Source organism: Burkholderia sp. BCC1972, from assembly GCF_905339605.1.
Classification (GTDB): Bacteria; Pseudomonadota; Gammaproteobacteria; order Burkholderiales; family Burkholderiaceae; genus Burkholderia.
Window position 1 is genome coordinate 1 of sequence record NZ_CAJPGH010000042.1, and the last position, 17,625, is coordinate 17,625.

The 17,625-nt window shown below is 66.2% G+C and carries 19 protein-coding genes, 1 pseudogene and 1 riboswitch; of the genes and pseudogenes, 9 read left to right on the forward strand and 11 right to left on the reverse strand.

The window, feature by feature from the left end:
- Positions 1-180 precede the first annotated feature (180 nt).
- Positions 181-615, forward strand: coding sequence for a GNAT family N-acetyltransferase (locus U5798_RS34925; RefSeq protein ID WP_124456959.1), 435 nt, complete (start codon positions 181-183; stop codon positions 613-615).
- 87 nt (positions 616-702) lie between these two features.
- Here the strand turns inward: U5798_RS34925 and U5798_RS34930 are convergent, their stop codons facing one another.
- Positions 703-1,599, reverse strand: a complete 897-nt coding sequence (locus U5798_RS34930) for a LysR family transcriptional regulator (protein WP_322084669.1) — start codon at positions 1,597-1,599, stop codon at positions 703-705.
- Between the two features lie 133 nt (positions 1,600-1,732).
- On the opposite strand from U5798_RS34930, the gene tam reads away from it, so the two are divergent.
- Positions 1,733-2,518: a trans-aconitate 2-methyltransferase gene (gene tam, locus U5798_RS34935; protein WP_322084670.1), complete on the forward strand. Its 786-nt coding sequence runs from the start codon at positions 1,733-1,735 to the stop codon at positions 2,516-2,518.
- 30 nt (positions 2,519-2,548) lie between these two features.
- On the opposite strand, the gene U5798_RS34940 is transcribed toward tam, so the two are convergent.
- The 7 genes and pseudogenes from U5798_RS34940 to U5798_RS34975 form a co-directional block, all read right to left on the reverse strand.
- Positions 2,549-3,139, reverse strand: coding sequence for a GNAT family N-acetyltransferase (locus U5798_RS34940; RefSeq protein WP_322084671.1), 591 nt, complete (start codon positions 3,137-3,139; stop codon positions 2,549-2,551).
- Positions 3,140-3,702: 563 nt separating this feature from the next.
- The gene (locus U5798_RS34945) at positions 3,703-6,153 is read right to left on the reverse strand and encodes a phosphocholine-specific phospholipase C (protein ID WP_322084672.1); all 2,451 of its coding nucleotides are present in this window, start codon (positions 6,151-6,153) and stop codon (positions 3,703-3,705) included.
- Between the two features lie 44 nt (positions 6,154-6,197).
- Positions 6,198-6,335, reverse strand: a complete 138-nt coding sequence (locus U5798_RS34950; protein ID WP_322084673.1) for a hypothetical protein — start codon at positions 6,333-6,335, stop codon at positions 6,198-6,200.
- A gap of 168 nt (positions 6,336-6,503) precedes the next feature.
- Positions 6,504-6,991 (reverse strand): annotated as a pseudogene (locus U5798_RS34955) (HAD family hydrolase); the annotation flags it as partial.
- 167 nt (positions 6,992-7,158) lie between these two features.
- The gene (locus U5798_RS34965) at positions 7,159-8,043 is read right to left on the reverse strand and encodes a helix-turn-helix transcriptional regulator (protein WP_322084674.1); all 885 of its coding nucleotides are present in this window, start codon (positions 8,041-8,043) and stop codon (positions 7,159-7,161) included.
- A 491-nt stretch (positions 8,044-8,534) separates the two neighbouring features.
- The gene (locus U5798_RS34970; RefSeq protein ID WP_124456980.1) at positions 8,535-9,914 is read right to left on the reverse strand and encodes an MFS transporter; all 1,380 of its coding nucleotides are present in this window, start codon (positions 9,912-9,914) and stop codon (positions 8,535-8,537) included.
- Between the two features lie 181 nt (positions 9,915-10,095).
- Complete coding sequence (locus tag U5798_RS34975) at positions 10,096-10,959, reverse strand: XAC2610-related protein (RefSeq protein WP_322084675.1); 864 nt, start codon at positions 10,957-10,959, stop codon at positions 10,096-10,098.
- A gap of 205 nt (positions 10,960-11,164) precedes the next feature.
- Between U5798_RS34975 and U5798_RS34980 the strand changes: the two genes are divergently transcribed.
- A complete protein-coding gene (locus U5798_RS34980; protein ID WP_322084676.1) occupies positions 11,165-11,713 on the forward strand; it encodes a YbhB/YbcL family Raf kinase inhibitor-like protein in 549 nt (182 codons plus the stop codon).
- Here the strand turns inward: U5798_RS34980 and U5798_RS34985 are convergent.
- Together U5798_RS34985 and U5798_RS34990 are read right to left on the reverse strand one after the other, a co-directional pair.
- Positions 11,710-12,078 carry a hypothetical protein gene (locus tag U5798_RS34985; protein ID WP_322084677.1) on the reverse strand — a complete coding sequence of 123 codons (369 nt, stop codon included), beginning with the start codon at positions 12,076-12,078 and terminating at the stop codon, positions 11,710-11,712. The two genes, U5798_RS34980 and U5798_RS34985, sit on opposite strands and share 4 nt — an antisense overlap.
- Before the next feature lie 31 nt (positions 12,079-12,109).
- A complete protein-coding gene (locus tag U5798_RS34990; RefSeq protein WP_322084678.1) occupies positions 12,110-12,502 on the reverse strand; it encodes a helix-turn-helix domain-containing protein in 393 nt (130 codons plus the stop codon).
- A gap of 136 nt (positions 12,503-12,638) precedes the next feature.
- Between U5798_RS34990 and U5798_RS34995 the strand changes: the two genes are divergently transcribed.
- The 5 genes from U5798_RS34995 to arsH all read left to right on the forward strand — a co-directional run bounded on the left by U5798_RS34995 (position 12,639) and on the right by arsH (position 15,890).
- Positions 12,639-13,271, forward strand: a complete 633-nt coding sequence (locus U5798_RS34995) for a glutathione binding-like protein (RefSeq protein ID WP_322084679.1) — start codon at positions 12,639-12,641, stop codon at positions 13,269-13,271.
- Positions 13,272-13,332: 61 nt separating this feature from the next.
- Entirely contained in the window at positions 13,333-13,665 is a 333-nt protein-coding gene (locus tag U5798_RS35000) for an ArsR/SmtB family transcription factor (RefSeq protein WP_124456991.1), read from the forward strand.
- Positions 13,662-14,732 carry an ACR3 family arsenite efflux transporter gene (arsB, locus tag U5798_RS35005; RefSeq protein ID WP_322084680.1) on the forward strand — a complete coding sequence of 357 codons (1,071 nt, stop codon included), beginning with the start codon at positions 13,662-13,664 and terminating at the stop codon, positions 14,730-14,732. The genes U5798_RS35000 and arsB overlap by 4 nt, the downstream gene beginning before the upstream one ends.
- A 20-nt stretch (positions 14,733-14,752) precedes the next feature.
- Positions 14,753-15,175, forward strand: coding sequence for an arsenate reductase (glutaredoxin) (gene arsC / locus U5798_RS35010; RefSeq protein ID WP_124456986.1), 423 nt, complete (start codon positions 14,753-14,755; stop codon positions 15,173-15,175).
- Entirely contained in the window at positions 15,153-15,890 is a 738-nt protein-coding gene (gene arsH / locus U5798_RS35015) for an arsenical resistance protein ArsH (RefSeq protein ID WP_322084681.1), read from the forward strand. Before arsC ends, arsH begins: the two co-directional genes overlap by 23 nt.
- Before the next feature lie 73 nt (positions 15,891-15,963).
- Here the strand turns inward: arsH and U5798_RS35020 are convergent, their stop codons facing one another.
- On the reverse strand, positions 15,964-16,974 hold the full coding sequence (locus U5798_RS35020; protein WP_322084682.1) for a sodium:calcium antiporter: 1,011 nt from the start codon (positions 16,972-16,974) through the stop codon (positions 15,964-15,966).
- Between the two features lie 81 nt (positions 16,975-17,055).
- A riboswitch (yybP-ykoY riboswitch) is annotated at positions 17,056-17,223 on the reverse strand.
- A gap of 115 nt (positions 17,224-17,338) precedes the next feature.
- On the opposite strand from U5798_RS35020, the gene U5798_RS35025 reads away from it, so the two are divergent.
- Entirely contained in the window at positions 17,339-17,614 is a 276-nt protein-coding gene (locus U5798_RS35025) for a metal/formaldehyde-sensitive transcriptional repressor (RefSeq protein ID WP_124457057.1), read from the forward strand.
- The last annotated feature ends 11 nt before the right edge of the window (positions 17,615-17,625 follow it).

Consider the following 17,625-nt stretch of genomic DNA (forward strand, 5'->3'; position numbering starts at 1 on the left):
TCGCGAGCGGCGCCGGATGGCCGACCTGAAGGCGGCGTTCGCGATGGCGTGAGCGTGTGGCCGGGAGCGGAATCGCGCGGCAACGGCGCGGTCGCCACGCAGCGGGCGACGCGCTATAGTCGTGCGATGCCTGCCGCGGTGCTGCATGCCCGGCGGCCCGTTCACGCACGCACTCGCCCGATGACCGCCCATCCCGACGTTACCCTTCGCCTGACCGACACCGAGCAGCCGGCCGCACGAGATTTCATCAGCCGCAAGCTCGGCGAATTCAACCACGCGATGACGGGGCGCTCGGATGCGGCCGCGCTCGACGTGTACGTCACCGATCCCGCGACCGGCGAGATCATGGGCGGCCTGACGGGGCGCACGTCGCTCGGCCTCTTCTTCATCGATCTGTTCTACCTGCCCGAATCGCTGCGTGGAGGCGGCTTCGGCAGCCGGCTGCTGCGCGAGGCCGAAGCGGAGGCGAAACGACGCGGATGTGCGCGTGCGGTGCTCTACACGATCTCGTTCCAGGCGCCGGATTTCTACCGGAAGCAAGGCTACGAAGCATTCGGCGAAGTGCCGTGCGAGCCGGAAGGGACGTCACGCGTGTTCATGGTGAAGGTGCTGTAAACGCGATTCGCCGGCAATGGCGCAGCTTCCTGACACCTGCCGACACGCGGCGATGTCTCGCGGCTACCCATACCGCACGCTCACGGATTACCGCGTTGGCGTCGCCCGCGCGACGATCATGTCGTACAGCGCGCGGGCGGCCGGCGACAGCTGTGCGCTCTTGCGAGTGACGAGCACGAGCGTGCGCGACACCGACGGCTCGACGAGCTCGATCGTGCGGATCATCGGATAGGCATTCCTCTGGATCGCGAGCTTCGGCACGACGGCCGCGCCGAGCCCTTCGGCGACGAGCCCGAGCGCCGTCGAGCTGCGCTGCACTTCGTAGAACGAATGCAGCGACACGCCGCTCGTCTTCAATGCGCCTTCGAGCAGCCCGCGATTGCCGCTCACTTCGCCGGCGAAGATCAGCGGATGCGGCTGCAGCGCCGCCCAGCGAATGCGCCGCCGCTTCGCGAGCGGATGATCGTCGCGGCACACGAGCACGTAGGGATCGTGCGTAAGCGGCACGCTGACGAGTTCGGGATGCTGATCGCCGGCGATGCTGATGCCGAATTCGGCTTCACGCCGCAGCACGGCCTGCAGCACGGACGCCGACGCGTGATCGAGGATCTTCACGCGATCGTGCGGCCGGTGCCCGGAGAAGGCGCGCAGGATGCGCGGCAGGTACTGCACGCCGACCGTCGGCACGCACGCGATCGTGACGTCGCCGCGCTGGCTCAGGCCCGTCTCGCGGATTTCGGTCAGCGCGTCGGACAATTCGTTCAGCAGCCGGCGCGCTTGCGGCAGGAAGCGCCGGCCGATCTCGGTCAGCGTGGTGCGACGCGTGGTGCGCTCGACCAGCGCGACGCCGAGATAGGATTCGAGCTTGCGCAGCCGCTGCGTGATCGCCGTTTGCGTGACGTGCAGCGTGTCGGCCGCTTGCCTGAAGCTGCCGCCGTCCGCGATCGCGACGAAAGCCTGGACACCGAGCGTATCGATCTTCATCAGAATCTTGAATCAATCACGATATTAAATTCATTTTACTGAAGGCCGAGCGCGGTCGCAGAATGCGCTGCATCGGCGGCTGCCTGCCTCCCTCGCGGCACGCTTGCCGCCGCTGCCGACAAGGAGAACCTTCGTGACGACCCCACTTGATCAATACGCGAACCAGTACGTGCGGTTCGAGGACGAACGCACGCGGCCGGTGCGCGACCTGCTGGCCGCCGTGCCGAAGACGCCGATCCATACCGCGATCGACGTCGGCTGCGGGCCCGGCAATTCGACCGAGGCGCTGATCGAACGCGCGCCGGATGCGACGATCCACGGGATCGACGCATCGGCGGACATGATCGCGGCCGCGCGCAAGCGGCTGCCGGCGCTGCGTTTCGACATTGCCGATGTCACGACGTGGGACGATCCGGGCGGCTATGACCTGATCCTGTCGAACGCGGTGCTGCAATGGGTGCCCGCGCACGACACGCTGTTCCCGGCGCTCGTCGGCCGGCTCGCGCCCGGTGGCCATCTCGCGGTGCAGATGCCGGACAACCTCGACGAGCCCGCGCACCGCCTGATGCGCGAGGTCGCCGCAGCCGGGCCGTGGGCCGACAAGCTGAAAGGGGCGGCGCGTACCGAGCGATTCGATGCGCGGTACTACTACGCGCTGCTGTCGCCGCTGTGTTCGCGCGTGGACGTGTGGCGCACGACCTACTACCATCCGCTGCGCGGCGGTGCGGACGCGGTTGTCGAATGGTTCAAGGGCAGTGCGCTGCGGCCGTTCCTCGCCGCGCTCGACGACGCCGAACAGCGTGCGTTCCTCGTGCGCTATCGCGACGCGATCGCCGGGCCCGACGGTTATCCGGCACTCGACGACGGTACCGTGCTGTTGCCGTTCCCACGGCTGTTCATCGTCGCGACGCGGAAGTGATGCGGCAATGACGCGCCGGGCGGCGGCGCGTCAGCGCACCGGCCGCACCGATGCGGGGTCGACCGTGCGGCTCCGTGCGGTCTGCCCGTCGCGCAGGTCCTTGTACCAGAACAGCGCGACTTCCCCGGCGTTTTCGCCGTCGGCGTACAGGAAGCGGTCGTGTCCGCCGAGGGCGAAGCCCGCACGCGCATAGGTGGAGCAGGCCGCGACATTGTTCGCCTGCGTTTCCAGCCGCATGAAGCGGAATCCGTGGTTGCGCGCCCACGCTTCCGCTGCCGCCAGCAGGAATTGCCCGATACCGAGGCGCCGATGTTCCCGGTCGACGGCCAGCTCCGCGATTTCGGCCATGCCGTTCCAGCTCTCGGCGACCGCGACGAAGCCGGCGAACTGGCCGCCGGCGGTCGCGCGAAAGAGTGCCGTCCTGCCGGCCGCTTCGTCTGCCCAGCCGTCCGGATCGAACCCGTAGTCCTTGCGGCGCGCGGGCAGTGCACGCAGGTCGAGCAAATCCTGATACGGCGCATTCAGCTCCCATGCGATGTCGAACGAGAAGTCGCAACGGTCCAGTTCGTCGGCGGCAAGCGAGATCGCCGGTTCGATGCTGATGTGCTCGGCTTGGTCCATAGGTCGGTGTCCTGTTTTCGGCGGGATGCGTGGTGGTGTCCGTGATGCGATTGCCGGCGTCGTGATGTGCGCCGCATCGCGTGTGTTCGTGCTTCGTTTTTTTGCGCCCGCGCGGTTCGCCGCGTACGGGTCCGGCACGGACAGGCTGCTTGCGTGGCGGCGGAACGCGGTCGAGCGATGAACCGGACGGCCGCGCAAACGTGTGCGGGGTTCGCGCGCCGGCCGAGGCGCTCTTTCGACCGCCTGATTATGCTGGATTTCGGCGTGGGCCCCGTACTCGCTTCGCTGAGATGACGGCCGTCGATCACATGCGGATGAAAGAAGACAGGAAACCGAATCATTGTTTGCCGTTTGGCGCACGGCCCGCGTGCGGCGCGAGCATCGAGAACATCAACACGCTCGGGTTGCGCGATCTCGAGACGGTCGGCGTCGGTGCGTTCTACGAGGCTCTGTTCGTATAGCGCGTACCGCGCGGCGGGAAAAGCATTCGGGCGCAACGTGGCACGTCGCGCCCGAATGCGTGTCGGCCCCGAGCGAGCGGCCGGCGCCGTCTGGCGATGCCGTCAGATGTTGATCGTGACGGGGCCCGCAAGCGGCGTATAGCCGTCGTCGAACAGGTACCACGCATCGTACTGCCCCGACGCCAGCGTGCTGTTGGCCGTGGACGAGAACAGCAGCGAGCCGGTGCTCTTTGGCAGATATGCCCACGACTTGTAGCTGCCCTTGGTCGGCTGTGCGCCATGCGCAAAGATGCCCACCCAGTTCTTCGGGCTGTGGTTCCACGGCGGCGCGACGTAGTCGAACCGCAGCGTGCCGAACGTCGAGCCTTGCGACGCGAGCGACGCGACGAACTTCCTGCCGGTATTGCCGATCGCCGAATCCGTGAGCAGGGCGCCGGATTGCGTCTGCACGCAACCGGCCACCCGGCGCAGGAAGTTCGGATCGTTCGCGTCGCGGATGCTGGCGTCATACCAGCCGCCGTCGCCGTACCACGTGACGGCCTGTGTCGCACCGGCGGCGACGGTGAACGACTGCTTCGTGTTCATCCCGTAGGCGTTGTCGGTGAGCTGGAACGTGGTCGCACTGGCGCCGGCTGAGTTGTCGAGCGTGATCTGCACGTTGCCGTTCGCCACGTCGTAGCACAGGCTGATTTCGGCGGTCGATCCGGTGTTGCGGGACGAACCGATGCTGCCGCGGAACGTCTGCAGGAACCCATTCGGGCCGTAGACCGAATAGTCGTAGCTGCCGCCGGAAGTCAGCGCGAGCGCATCCGACAGGTTCGCGCACTGGCTTGCGTTGGCCGCGATCGTGTAATGCCGGGGGATCGTGCTCGTGCCGTCGACCCACGCCTGCAGGTGCACGCCGGCGGTGCCGGTGTTGGTCATCGTCAGCGACAGCGCGTTGCCTGCGCGGTTGACCTTGCCTTGCACGAAGAACTCGTAGGGCAGGCGGCAGGCGGTGCTGCGGCCGGCGGTCTGCGCCGGCACCGCGGTGGTGGTCGGGTAGGGGATCAGGACGGCCGGGCCATTCGGGTTCATGTTGCTCGCCGGCGGCTGGATCGCGGGCACGGTCTGGTCGGCGTTCGAGAAATCGAAGGCCGACGTCAGGTCGCCGCATACCGCGCGTCGCCACGGCGAGATATTGGTTTCCTGAAACCCGAACCGCGCTTCCAGGAACCGGACCACCGACGTGTGATCGAAGACCTGCGAATTCACCTTGCCGCCCTTCGACCACGGCGAGATCACGAACATCGGCACGCGCGGGCCGAGCCCGATCGGTACGTCGCCGCTGGCCGAGCCGTCCGATGCGCTGCCGCTGCCGGCGACGAATTCCGCGGCCGTCGAGACGGTCGACTTCCCGGTGCCGGCCGCGGCGCTGGCCGGGACGGCGGGCGGCACGTGATCGAACAGGCCGTCGTTCTCGTCGTACATCACGAGCAAGACCGTGCTGGCCCAGACCTTCGGATTCGAGGTCAGCGCATTCAGCACGTTGCTCACGTACCATTCGCCGCCGCTCGCGGCCCACGACGGATGCTCGCAGTACGCGTAAGGCGCGGCGATCCACGACACCTGCGGCAAGGTGTCGTTCGCGACATCGGCCTGCAGCTGGCTGAACAGGTTCGTGTCGTATTCCTTGCCGCCGCCGCTCGGGTCGATCTGCGTACCGTTGATCGCGGGCGCGAGCGGATCGTTGGCGCCGAGGTTCTGATATTGCTTGAAGTTGAGAACGATGTTGTCGCCGTAGTTGCCGTTCCACCAGAGCGTGCTGCCGGTGCTGTTGGAATTGCCGTAAGCGTGGCCGGCATCCAGGCCGTTGCCCTTGTCCTGGTAGAACTTCCACGTGACGCCGGCCGCGTTCAGCCGTTCCGGCAAGGTCGTCCAGCCAGTGCCGGTCATCGTGTTGTCCGTGTATGGCGAATAGCCCGGCACGTTGCCGCAGCAGCCGGTCCACAGATACAGCCGGTTCGGGTCGGTCGGGCCGAGCATCGAGCAGTGGTAGTCGTCGCACACCGTGAACGCGCTCGCCAGTGCGTAGTAGAACGGGATGTCGTTCTGCGTGAAGTAGTACATCGTGCCGCTGGTCTTCGCGCCGGTCCAGTTGTCGTAGCGGCCGTTGTTCCAGGCGCTGTGCGTGGTGCCCCAGTCGTGAGGGAGGTCGCCGTAGTAGGTGTCGCCGTTCGCCGTGCCGAAGGGCGGGGACGGGTTGAACGGAAACACGTAGGACAGCAGCCAGGGCTGGCGCCACACCGGATACCCGCTCGAAATCACGACCGGCCGCGGATCGCCGAAGCCGCGTGCGCCGCCCAGCGTGCCGAGATAGTGATCGAATGAACGGTTTTCCTGCATCAGGATCACGACGTGCTTCACGTCCTGGATCGTACCGGTAACGGTGGCCGCCGGAATGGCCTGGGCGCGCGCGATGCTTTCGGGCAGCATGCCCGTGATCGCGGTCGCACCGGCGAGCTTCAACGCATCGGCGAGGAACTGACGTCGTGTTGTGGGTTTGTTTTGCATGATCGCTCTCTGTCTTGGATGGCTGGCCTCGCGGCCTGCGTCGGTCAGTGGCACGCGCTCGCGCAGTGCAGGACGGGCGTGGACGCTGAACCCGGTGCGGCCGCGCGCGCGGCAGCCACATGGGCTGCCGTGCCCGAGTCGCCGTCGCCGCACGCGGCCAGCGTGCACAGGAGCGTGATCATGAAAATGCCGCGCAAGCGCAGAAAGCGGCTTTCCGGCTGACGCGAATTGACGACATGCTTGCGATTCGATTCGAATCGGATTCCTGATTGATCGAGATTGTTGCTGCATGCTCCGTATTTCATTACCCCTCCAGACATGAAAATGAACAGCAGAGAATATCGCCCGAATCAGAACAACTTCATGACAGGCCACCCGCGCGTGCCTGCCACTTGAAAAAGCTTCGAGTCGGGATGGGTTGCGACCGGATGCGTGACGTCATCCAGCAGCGGCACGTCGTTGATCGAATCGCTGTAGAAGTCAGTGCATTCGAAATCGGACGAGGCGTAGCCGAGCGACGCCAGCCATGCGGCCGTGCGCACGATCTTCCCTTCGCGGAAGCTCGGCGCGCCCGTGCTGCGCCCGGTAAATGCGCCGCCTGGCGTGCCGTCGTCGGTATCGAGCTCGATACCGAGCAGGTGCTCTATACCGAATTCGGCCGCGCGACGAAGACGTTGGTCGTCGTCACGATACAGCAGAGATCGGCGTTCTCGCGATGCCGGTCGACCAGCTCGCGCGACTGGGGCGTGATCGCCGGACGGGTCACCTAGTCCATGAACCGCGCATGCCAGCGTTCGAGCATCTTGCGCGGATAGCGGGTGAGCGGCGCGAGCGCCACGCCGGCCAGCACGATTGGCGGCGACGCGATCGTCTTGGTCGCCTCGTAGCCGAGCCCGTCGAGCAGCATCATCGCGACGCGGGTGGTGGCCGCGATGTCGCTCCAGACGACATCGCCGATGTCGATCACCTGCGGCGAATCGAAGGCGGCCGCGCGGCGCGGTCAGGTCAGCGCGAGATGGCTGGTGGCGCGGCGCCGTCGTGCGCGCCGCCGGAAGGAAAGGCCGTGGTCGCCGAACCCCACGCGGCGAGTTCGCGTTTGGTCCGCACGCCGAGCTTCGCGAACGCGCGCTTCACGTACGACTCGGCCGACGCGACGCGCACGCCGAGAATCCCGGCGGTTTCCGGCACGGTCTTGCCGGAGATCAGGTGCTTGCAGGTTTCGTATTCGCGCTTTGACAGCTTCACGCCGTCGGCGGCGATGCGCGCATCGAACTGAGCGAGCGGGTGGACTTCGAGCGTCGGGTGCGCGACGCGCCGCACGGCAGTCGTCGACGCATGCAGTTCGAGCAGCGGAAACAGCACGTCGCTGATGCTGCGGAAGCGGTTCATCTCGGTGAGCGTGAACGGCGGCCGGTCGCGGCCGCGCTCCAGTGCGATCGAGTGCTGCGAATAACGCGTGCCGCGCGCGAGCACGCATTCATGGCCGATATGCACGTCGTCGAACAGCCGCTGGCGGAATTCGCCGGGCGGGATCGCCGCGATGTCGCGCACGACGAGCATCGTGCCCGTCTTGCCGCGCAGGCCGGCGAACAGCGGGTCGCTGTCGAGAAAGCGCTCGTAGTAGAGCGTCATCACGTCGGAGATTTCGGTGGATTCGGTGCCGATGCCGCTGCTACCGATCCATTCGCATCGGTAGCCGGTGGGCATCGTGCCGTCGACGCGCGAGCGTTCGACGTGCGCGACGTCGAGCGGCACCACGTCGTTCAGCAGTTGCGCGAGGCGCGGCACGAAGTGCGGCGTGCCGACCGTCTCGATCAGTTCGCCCAGCGCCTTGAACGACACGTTGAAGCGGTCGTTGTCGCGGTGGAAGGGGGTCACGTTGAGCGGCATGCGGTTCCCCGGTGAAAAGCGGCGCGATTGTAGCGTTTCGGGCCGAAAACGTCATTAGGGGGAAATACTGTCGGTTGTATGAATGGGAGTGCGGCAGGCCACCGCTGGCAGGCAACGGGGCACGACGTGACTCAGGGGGCTTGGTGCCGTGAGTGCGCAAACCAGCGTCTGAGTGACGCGTTGCGCGACCCGGAAGGACTGTCGCGATTGACGGTGACGGCACTATCACGCGGAGGGCAGTGCCTTGCCACGGACTATACCGGAATGGCGGGCAGATACTTGTTCCGCTGCGGCAAGGGGCACGAGTGGCAGACGAAAGGCTAAGACGTCGTACTCAACGGGCACTGGTGCATGCGACCCGCACGCTGATCAGGGACATCCTGTCGCCGGGCGCAGGCGTATTCCGCGACGGGTTCACGCGGTTCTGACACGGCACACGGGCAGCAGTAAAGCAGAGCGACGGCGGCACACGCGTGCCGCCCCTGCGGCGCTCATGCGTCGATGCGTTCGACCTTGCCGACGAGCAACCCGTACGACAGGCTGCCTGCGAGCGCCATCGCGGCGATGTAGGTGATCGCGCGCGAGAAGTCCGCGCCGTCGACCAGCAGCCCGATCACGATCGGCGTCGCGATCGCGGACAGGTTGCCGATCAGGTTGAACACACCGCCCGTGAGGCCCAGCAGCCGCGCGGGCGCGAGCCCCGACACGAGCGACCACGTGATGGACGCGAAGCCGTTGCCGAAGAACGCGATCGTCATGAACGCGATCACCCAGCCGGTGGACGTCACGTAGTTCGCGCCGATGATGCAGGTCGAGATCAGCAGCCCCGAGATGATCGGCAGCTTGCGCGCGAAGCCCTGCGAGGCGCCGCGGCGCATCAGCCAGTCCGACAGCACGCCCGAGCACAGCACGCCGACGAACGCGGCGAGGAACGGCAGCGACGCGAGGAAGCCCGACTTGATGAAATCCATCCCGCGATACTTGACGAGGTAGGTCGGGAACCACGTGAGGAAGAACCACAGCGTCGAGTTCAGTGCGAACTGGCCGAGGTAGATGCCCCACAGCTTGCGCCGGCCGAGCACGACGCCGAGGTCGCGCCACGTCGACGGCGCGCGTTCGCTGCGCGCCGCGACACGGTCCTCGAGATCGACGAGGCCGCCGCCGTCGCGGATCAGCGCGATCTCGGCCGCGTTGACGCCGCGAAACGCGCGCGGCTCGCGATACACCGCATACCAGACCGCGGCCCACGCGATGCCGGCGAGGCCCGTCGCGACGAACACCATGTGCCAGCCGAGATGCACCTGCAGCCACGCGAGCACCGGCGTGAGGAACGCGAGGCCGACGAACTGGCCCGACGTGTAGCCGCCGATCGCGCTTGCGCGTTCGCGGGTCGGGAACCACGTCGTGACCACGCGGTTGTTGATCGGGTAGGCCGGCGCTTCCAGCGCACCGACCGCGAGACGCAGCACGATCAGCCCGACGAACGAGCCCGCGAAGCCGAGCAACAGCGTCGCGGCCGACCACAGTGCGAGTGCGCCCGCATACAGCACGCGCGGCGACACCTTGTCGACGAGCCAGCCGCCCGGGATCTGCATCAGCGCATAGGTCCAGCCGAATGCGGAGAACACGAGGCCCGCGCGGACGGGATCGATGTTCAGTTCCTTGAACAGCGCGGGCGCGGCGATCGACAGGTTGCTGCGGTCGAGATAGTTGATCACGACCGTGACGAACAGCAGCGCGAGAATCAGCAGGCGCTTGCGGCTCGGTGGCGTGGTCGCGGCCGGGCGGACGGCGGATTCGGGGGCGGTACGGTCGTGCGCGGTCGAGCGCTCGGGCAGGTTCGCGTGGGTGCGTGACGCGGATTGGGCCACGGTTGTCTCCTGTGTTCTGTGCCTGGCCGGCGCCCGCGAGCGGAGCGGCCGAATCGAAGGGCGTTGGGGCGAACGTTAGAGCCGTGAGGTGACGTGCGTCAACATTTGAACAGGCATCCCTATTAATGGGACGCCGAGCGTTCAATATGTGGGAGAGGCGGCACGCGAGCCGCGTCGTGCCTCAGTTGGCCATCGCTTCCTTCGCGCTGACCCAGCCTTGCACGACACCGGCGTGCGGATTGCGATACTGCACCTTCAGCCATTGGAAATCGGCGCTCGTGTCGATCAGTTCGACCGTGTCGCCCGCGACGACGTAGCGGCGCGCGGGCGCATCGGTCATCGCGTCGTGCATCGGCAGGCGTGCCGGGCGCACCTTGAACGTGACGGTGCCGCCGCCGTACGCGTCGGGGCGGCGCGACACGCGCTTGCCATGTGCGTCGTAAGTCAGCAGCATCGACGACGGGCCGGAATCGCCGTCGAGCAGGTCGCGCAAGTCGTCCGGTATCGCCTCGCTGGACTGGTACAGGTACATCTTGCCGCCGGCATCGAAGCGGTACGCGTCGGTGTACCAGATCGGGCCGCCGCGGCACGCGCTGTACAGCGTGCGCTCGTTCGGCTTCGCCGCCACGTTGACCAGGTCGTCGCAGTTGCCATGCGGCATGTTGCTCGCTGGCATGCGCAGCGGTTCGAACCGCTGGCGTGCGACGTCGTACAGGTAGATGCCGTAGCTGTCGTTGACCATGCCGAGCGTTGCGTGCATGGCGAGATCGCGGTGGCCGTCGAAGTTGTAGTCGTCGGTCGCGAGGTGATAGTGGCCTTCCTCGTCGGCGGCCGTGACGTCGAGCGTCTGCGTCTTCCCGCTCGGCAGGAAGCGGACCGTGACGTGTGCGCTGTCGGCGCGCTCGACACGGGCCGTGACGGTGTCGTCGACCTTGAACGTGAGCAGCGGCTTGGCTGCCTGCGCGGCGGGGAAGATCGATACGCTCGCGGCGAGCAGCAGCGCCGCGAGGCGGGGGAGCGGGTGGAGTCGAAGGGAGCGTGTCATTGTCGCGTCGGGAGCGACCGTCGTCGATGAGGATGGATCAGACGGGCCCGGCCCGGTTTCCAAATGCGGAAATTCTATGCGAGCGTGCGTGCCGGGCGCCGCCGGGTAGCCACGATACCAGTACCGATACTCGCCTTGTTGCGGATCCTCGCGAACGCAAGAATGCCCGTTCCGATCCTGCTCACTGGTGAGTTGCTCAATGAAAATGAAAACATTCGAAGCCGGTTTCGCCCTCTGTGCAGTGCTGATCGCCGTCGGCACGGCGCGCGCCGCGGGCTTCTCGATCGATAGCGCGGAACTGGCCGGTCGCACGTTCGCTGATGCACAGGTGTCCGACAGTTTCGGGTGTCACGGCAACAACGTTTCGCCGTCCATCCAATGGCGCGGTGAGCCCGAGGGGACGCAAAGCTACCTGCTGACGATGTTCGATGCCGACGCACCGACCGGATCGGGGTTCTGGCATTGGGTCGTTGCCAACATACCGGTGTCGGCTCACGGCATCGCGCTCGGTGCGGGCAATGATACTTCCCGGCTGCCGGCGGGCGCCGTCCTGATGAAGAACGACACAGGCCACGCCGGCTATCTTGGTCCGTGCCCGCCGCAGGGCGACACACATCGCTACGTCATCACGCTGACCGCGCTCAAGGTGGCGAAGCTGCCGGTCGAGCGTGACGCGACGCCGGCGGTCGTCGGCTTCGCCGCGCACGATCATCAGCTTGCAAAAGCGACGATGATCGTTCGAATGAGCCGTTAGCCGCCCGTGCTGTCGTCGCGAAACCCGCTCTTGCCGACGAAGATCTCCTTCAGCGCGGCGCGCAGCTTGACCGGATCGTACTGGCCCGGCGCGAGATGGATCACGTAGCGCGTCTGGCCGTCGAGCCGCGCGGCAACGGCGGGCTCGAGCTCGACGTCGATCATGGTGTCCGTGAGGCGTACAGACAGATCCTTGACGCTCGTATTGATCTGGTCGTGCACCATCACTTCGATCAGCGCGTCCTCAGGGAAGCGCAACAGCGAGAAGCAATAGTTCTGCTCCGCATCGTGAAAATAGATGTTGGCGAAGCTTTCGTCGTCGTCGAGATCGGACGTCGCCGCGCCGACGGTGGCGTGAAGTTCCATGAATGTGGATTCCTGCGTAAGAGAGTAGGAGTTATCGGTTTGAATGGAGGGCCGTTTCGATCGCGGCTGCCGCTCCCGGTGCCACGTCGGTGTCGCACGACGCATCGGCATCGCGTGCCTTCAGCCACAGCCCGAATTCGCGCATCACGTCGACGACGGGCCGCAGCCGGTCGCCGTCGGCGGTCAGCTCGTACTCGACCCGCACCGGCACTTCCGGATACACGGTTCGCAATACGAGCCCCGCGTCTTCCAGCGCGCGCAGGTCGAGCGTCAGCATGCGCTGCGAGATGCCCGGCATGTCGCGGCGCAGGTCGCTGAAGCGTCGCGGCCCGTCGAGCAGATACGACACCAGCAGCAGCCGCCAGCGGCCGCCGAGCAGGCGCATCGCTTCTTCGACGGAACATCCTGTCGCACTCGTTTTCATCGTGCTCGATCCTGGTCGGTAAATTTTTTGTGACTACGGCACAAACGACTGCCGTCTTCTCAGCCGTGTGCCGATGCGAGATATTAGCGCCCGCGTCGCGGCGAATCGATACATGGACAACTCACGAAGGAAACACATGAAGCTCTATCACGCTCCCGGCAGCTGTTCGCAGGCGATCTGCATCGTGCTGCGCGAAGGCGGCATCGACGCGGAGATCGTCAAGGTCGACGCGCGCAAGCATGTCGTCGAAGACGGCCGCAACTACTACGACGTGACCGAACTCGGCTACGTGCCGCTGCTCGAACTCGACGATGGCACGGTGCTGCGCGAAGGGCCGGTGATCGCGCAGTATCTCGCGGACCAGCGCCCGGAAGCCGCGCTCGCGCCGGCCTACGGCACGCTCGCGCGCTACCGGCTGATGGAATGGCTCAACTTCCTCGGCACCGAGATCCACAAGGGTTTCATCCCGCTGCTGTATGCCGTGCAGGCGGGGAAGTACGTCGACCCGGCGAGAACGAAGCTCGACAGCCGCTTCGCATGGATCGACCGCCAGCTCGACGGCCGGACGTTCCTGACGGGCGATACGTTCACGGTCGCCGACGCGTATCTGTTCGCGCTCACCGGGTGGGGCAAGGCCGACTGGATGCGCTCGGTGTACCACGCGGATATCGACCTGACCCGGTACGGGCACCTGCATGCGTGGTACGAGCGGGTGCGCGCGCGGCCGGCGGTGCGGGCCGTGCTGGAGGTGGACGAGCGACTGGCATAGCGATCCACCATCATTTCGACAATACTTGAAATATCGAAATGATGGCGCTATCCTTCGCGCCATGGACTCCAATCTCGTCGTGCGCGCCCTGGGCGCGCTTGCTCATGAAGCGCGCCTGGCCATCTTTCGCGCGCTGGTCGTTGCCGGGCCGCAAGGACTGCCGGCCGGCGCGATCGCGCAGCAGATCGGGCTGTCGCCCTCGAGCCTGTCGTTCCATCTGAAGGATCTGTCGCATGCGGATCTGGTCACCGCGCGCCAGGACGGCAGGTTCATCTATTACGCGGCGAATTTCGAATCGATGAGCGGCCTCGTCGGGTTCCTGACCGAGAACTGCTGCGCCGGCGCGGCCTGCGGCGTGCCGGCGGCGCCCGCCTGCTGCGGGGATCGCACATGACCGGCTCGAACGCGGCCCCGTCGCAGGCGTTGGCAGTCAAGCCCGCCATCGGATTCTTCGAGCGCTACCTGACCGTCTGGGTGGCGCTTTGCATCGTGCTCGGCATCGCGCTGGGCCTGGCGCAGCCGGGGCTTTTCCAGCGCATCGGACGCATGGAATACGCCCAGGTCAACCTGCCCGTCGGGCTGTTGATCTGGGTGATGATCGTGCCGATGCTCGTCAAGGTCGACTTCGGTGCGTTGCATGAGGTTCGGCAGCACGTGCGGGGGATCGGCGTCACGCTCGTCGTGAACTGGCTCGTCAAGCCGTTTTCGATGGCGTTGCTCGGCTGGTTGTTCATCCGGCAGCTATTCGCGCCGATGCTGCCGGCCGACCAGATCGACAGCTATATCGCCGGCCTGATCCTGCTGGCCGCCGCACCGTGCACGGCGATGGTGTTTGTGTGGAGCCGGCTGACGGGCGGCGATCCGCTGTTCACGCTGTCGCAGGTCGCGCTGAACGACAGCATCATGGTGATCGCGTTCGCGCCGCTGGTCGGGCTGTTGCTGGGGATGTCCGCCATCACGGTGCCGTGGGCGACGCTGCTCACGTCGGTCGTGCTCTACATCGTCATCCCGGTGATCCTCGCGCAAGCGTGGCGCAGGCTGTTGCTCGCCAACGGGCAGGCGGCGTTCGACCGCGCGATGGCGAAGATCGGCCCCTGGTCCATCGCCGCGCTGCTGGCCACGCTGGTGCTGCTGTTCGCGTTCCAGGGCGAGGCGATCCTCAAGCAACCGCTGGTGATCGCGCTGCTCGCGGTGCCGATCCTGATCCAGGTGTTCTTCAACGCGGCGCTCGCCTACGGGCTCAATCGCGTCGTCGGCGAGAAGCACTGCATCGCATGCCCGTCGGCGTTGATCGGCGCATCCAACTTTTTCGAACTGGCCGTGGCGGCGGCCATCAGCCTGTTCGGTTTCCACTCCGGTGCAGCGCTCGCGACCGTCGTCGGCGTGCTCATCGAGGTGCCGGTCATGCTGCTCGTCGTGCGCGTCGTCAACCGTTCGAAGGGCTGGTACGAGCGCGCGTGACATCATTCAGGAATCCGGAAATGACCGACATCACGATCTATCACAACCCCGATTGCGGCACGTCGCGCAACACGCTGGCGATGATCCGCAACAGCGGCGTCGAGCCGCGCGTCGTGCTTTATCTGGAAACGCCGCCGGGCGAAGCGGAACTGCGCGCGCTGATCGCGGCGATGGGCATTCCCGTTCGCGACGTGCTGCGTCGCAAGGGGACACCCTATGAAGCGCTCGATCTCGACAATCCGAGATGGAGCGACGCCGATCTGATCGGCTTCATGGTCGCCCACCCGCTCCTGATCAATCGCCCGATCGTCGTCACGCCGCTCGGCACGCGGCTGTGCCGCCCGTCCGAGCAGGTGCTCGATATCCTGCCCGATCCGCAGAAGGGGCCGTTTGCGAAGGAAGACGGCGAAATCGTGATCGATGCGGAGGGCAAGCGTGTCTGACCGCCTGAACGACCTGCCGCAACTCGATGCCACGCTCTTTCGCGTACCGGACGCGAGCCGGCTGCAGCCCGCGCTTCCGTCCACGCATCCGCCTCGCATCGTGCTGCTCTACGGATCATTGCGCGTGCGTTCGTTCAGCCGGCTGCTGGTCGAGGAGGCGGCGCGGTTGCTGACGGCCATGGGCGCCGACGTCCGGATCTTCAATCCGTCCGGATTGCCGTTGCCCGACGATGCCCCCGAGCACCATCCGAAAGTGGCGGAGTTGCGCGAACTCGTGCAATGGTCGGAGGGCATGGTGTGGTGCTCCCCCGAGCGGCACGGCGCGATGACCGGCGTGATGAAATCGCAGATCGACTGGATCCCGTTGTCGGTCGGCGCGGTACGGCCGACGCAGGGCAAGACGCTCGCGGTCATGCAGGTCAGCGGCGGCTCGCAATCGTTCAACGCGGTCAACCAGATGCGTGTGCTCGGGCGCTGGATGCGCATGCTGACCATTCCGAACCAGTCGTCCGTCGCGAAGGCGTTCATGGAATTCGGCGACGACGACCGGATGAAGCCGTCCGCGTATTTCGACCGGGTCGTCGACGTCATGGAGGAACTGGTCAAATTCACGCTGCTGACGCGCGACGTCGGCGCGTACCTGACGGACCGGTACAGCGAGCGCAAGGAAAGCGCCGAACAACTGTCGCAGCGAGTGAACCAGGCGCGCATCTGAATCGCCCGCGGGTACGCGGCGCGGCGGGACATCGTTCGCGCCGGGCCGGCGGGCGTGTGCCGGGTGAGCCAGCTCAGCGCCCCAGCGTCAGGACCAGATACCCCGCATAACCCGCGCCGTTCGCGAGCAACGCCCAGATCGCGAGCCCGCGGGTGCGCGCATTGAAGCGCAGCCACGCGGCCGCCGCGAGCGTGATGATCACGCCGGTCAGCACTTCGGGGCGCGGCTCCCACGGCGTCAGCATGATGCCGATCGCCGGCAGCAGCGTGCCCTGGAACACCATCGCGCCGGTGATGTTGCCGAACGCGAGCGTGTCCTTCTTGCGGCGGATCCACAGCACGCTGTTGACCTTCTCCGGCAACTCCGTCGCGATCGGCACGATGATCAGCGACAGCAGCAGCGCCGAGATACCGAGCGCGTGCGACACGCCTTCCACGCCGTGAATGAAGCCCTTCGCGCCGCCGACCAGCAGCGCGAGGCCGATCAGCAACTGCAGCACGATCGTCGCGAGATGGGTCGGCAGGCCGAGACGCGACAGGAACATCGCATGCGGTGCTTCGGTGCCGTGCCCGGCATCGACGAGCCGGGTCGACGCGCGGAACGTCAGCACGACGTACATCACGTAGAGCCCGACCAGCATCGCGGCGAGCAGGGCGCGCACGGCCCAGTTGTGATGCGGGACGAACATCGCCGCGGTGGCCAGCGAGAACGCGGCGAGGAAGGTGTTCATGTCGCGCACGAAGCCCGTGCGTTCGGGCGCGATCGTGCCGCGCAACCCGCGCGAGCGGATCACGGCGAGCGTCATCAGGAACGTGGTGAGCGTCGCGAGCATCAGCGGTGCGCCGAGAATCGCGCCGACACCGATTTCCTCGTTCACGGCCTGGTTCGCCGTGCCGCCGGCCAGGGCGAGCAGCGGCACCATCGTTTCGGGCAGCGCCGTGCCGACGGCCGCGAACAGCGAACCGGTGACGCCCTCGGAAATCTTCAGGCGTTCGCCGAGGTGTTCGAGCGCATTGGTGAAGACTTCGGCCGAGATGAGGATGACGATCAGCATGAACGCCAGTTCGAGGAACATGAAGGTCATGCGGCACCTCCGCAGGCACGTGCCCGGCGGGCAGGGGAGCGCGGGGAGAAGACGGTGGGGAACATGGGGACTCCGTGGTCGGACGCTGACGAACCATGGCGCATCCGCCGACGTCCGACCAGGAACGACGCGATGCGCCCATGGTCTCGCCAAGCCGATCAGGCCGAACGCGCCACGGCCACAGGCCGAGTGTGTTGACGCGTTCGCTTTCCGGGGACGGAAAGCAGGCTACTCCCCAAAGACGAAGTGCAGTCTAGTCGAGCGGATTTCTTTCGGCAAGCCTTCATCTCAAAAAATATACCCCTCTACCCTATAGGGAAACCTTCCTGGAGATATACTCCCCTCCCCTATACAGGAGCCATCGATGAGTCATACCGTCCGCGACAAACAGAAGCTGCTGAACCGCGTGCGTCGGATCAAGGGCCAGGTCGAAGCGATCGAGCGCGCGCTCGGCGAGGAGCGCGGCTGCAACGAAGTCCTGCAATTGATCACGAGTTGCCGCGGCGCGATGAACGGGCTGCTGGCCGTCGTGCTGGAAGATCACATTCGCGAACATCTGGTCGATGCGCATGGTCCTGACGCACATGAAGGCAGCGCGACCGAGCAGCTGATCGACGTGGTGCACAGCTATTTCAAGTAATCGGAGCGGCG

Bases quoted from the DNA above. Each gene is read 5' to 3' on its own strand.
- U5798_RS34930 (WP_322084669.1), bottom strand. From the start codon at position 1,599: ATGAAGATCGATACGCTCGGTGTCCAGGCTTTCGTCGCGATCGCGGAC.
- U5798_RS34925 (WP_124456959.1), top strand. From the start codon at position 181: ATGACCGCCCATCCCGACGTTACCCTTCGCCTGACCGACACCGAGCAG.
- U5798_RS34965 (WP_322084674.1), bottom strand. From the start codon at position 8,043: ATGCCGCTCAACGTGACCCCCTTCCACCGCGACAACGACCGCTTCAAC.
- arsC (WP_124456986.1), top strand. From the start codon at position 14,753: ATGACCGACATCACGATCTATCACAACCCCGATTGCGGCACGTCGCGC.
- U5798_RS35000 (WP_124456991.1), top strand. From the start codon at position 13,333: ATGGACTCCAATCTCGTCGTGCGCGCCCTGGGCGCGCTTGCTCATGAA.
- U5798_RS35025 (WP_124457057.1), top strand. From the start codon at position 17,339: ATGAGTCATACCGTCCGCGACAAACAGAAGCTGCTGAACCGCGTGCGT.
- arsB (WP_322084680.1), top strand. From the start codon at position 13,662: ATGACCGGCTCGAACGCGGCCCCGTCGCAGGCGTTGGCAGTCAAGCCC.
- U5798_RS34995 (WP_322084679.1), top strand. From the start codon at position 12,639: ATGAAGCTCTATCACGCTCCCGGCAGCTGTTCGCAGGCGATCTGCATC.
- U5798_RS34985 (WP_322084677.1), bottom strand. From the start codon at position 12,078: ATGGAACTTCACGCCACCGTCGGCGCGGCGACGTCCGATCTCGACGAC.
- U5798_RS34975 (WP_322084675.1), bottom strand. From the start codon at position 10,959: ATGACACGCTCCCTTCGACTCCACCCGCTCCCCCGCCTCGCGGCGCTG.
- U5798_RS35020 (WP_322084682.1), bottom strand. From the start codon at position 16,974: ATGACCTTCATGTTCCTCGAACTGGCGTTCATGCTGATCGTCATCCTC.
- U5798_RS34945 (WP_322084672.1), bottom strand. From the start codon at position 6,153: ATGCAAAACAAACCCACAACACGACGTCAGTTCCTCGCCGATGCGTTG.
- arsH (WP_322084681.1), top strand. From the start codon at position 15,153: ATGCGGAGGGCAAGCGTGTCTGACCGCCTGAACGACCTGCCGCAACTC.
- U5798_RS34950 (WP_322084673.1), bottom strand. From the start codon at position 6,335: ATGATCACGCTCCTGTGCACGCTGGCCGCGTGCGGCGACGGCGACTCG.
- U5798_RS34990 (WP_322084678.1), bottom strand. From the start codon at position 12,502: ATGAAAACGAGTGCGACAGGATGTTCCGTCGAAGAAGCGATGCGCCTG.
- U5798_RS34980 (WP_322084676.1), top strand. From the start codon at position 11,165: ATGAAAACATTCGAAGCCGGTTTCGCCCTCTGTGCAGTGCTGATCGCC.
- U5798_RS34940 (WP_322084671.1), bottom strand. From the start codon at position 3,139: ATGGACCAAGCCGAGCACATCAGCATCGAACCGGCGATCTCGCTTGCC.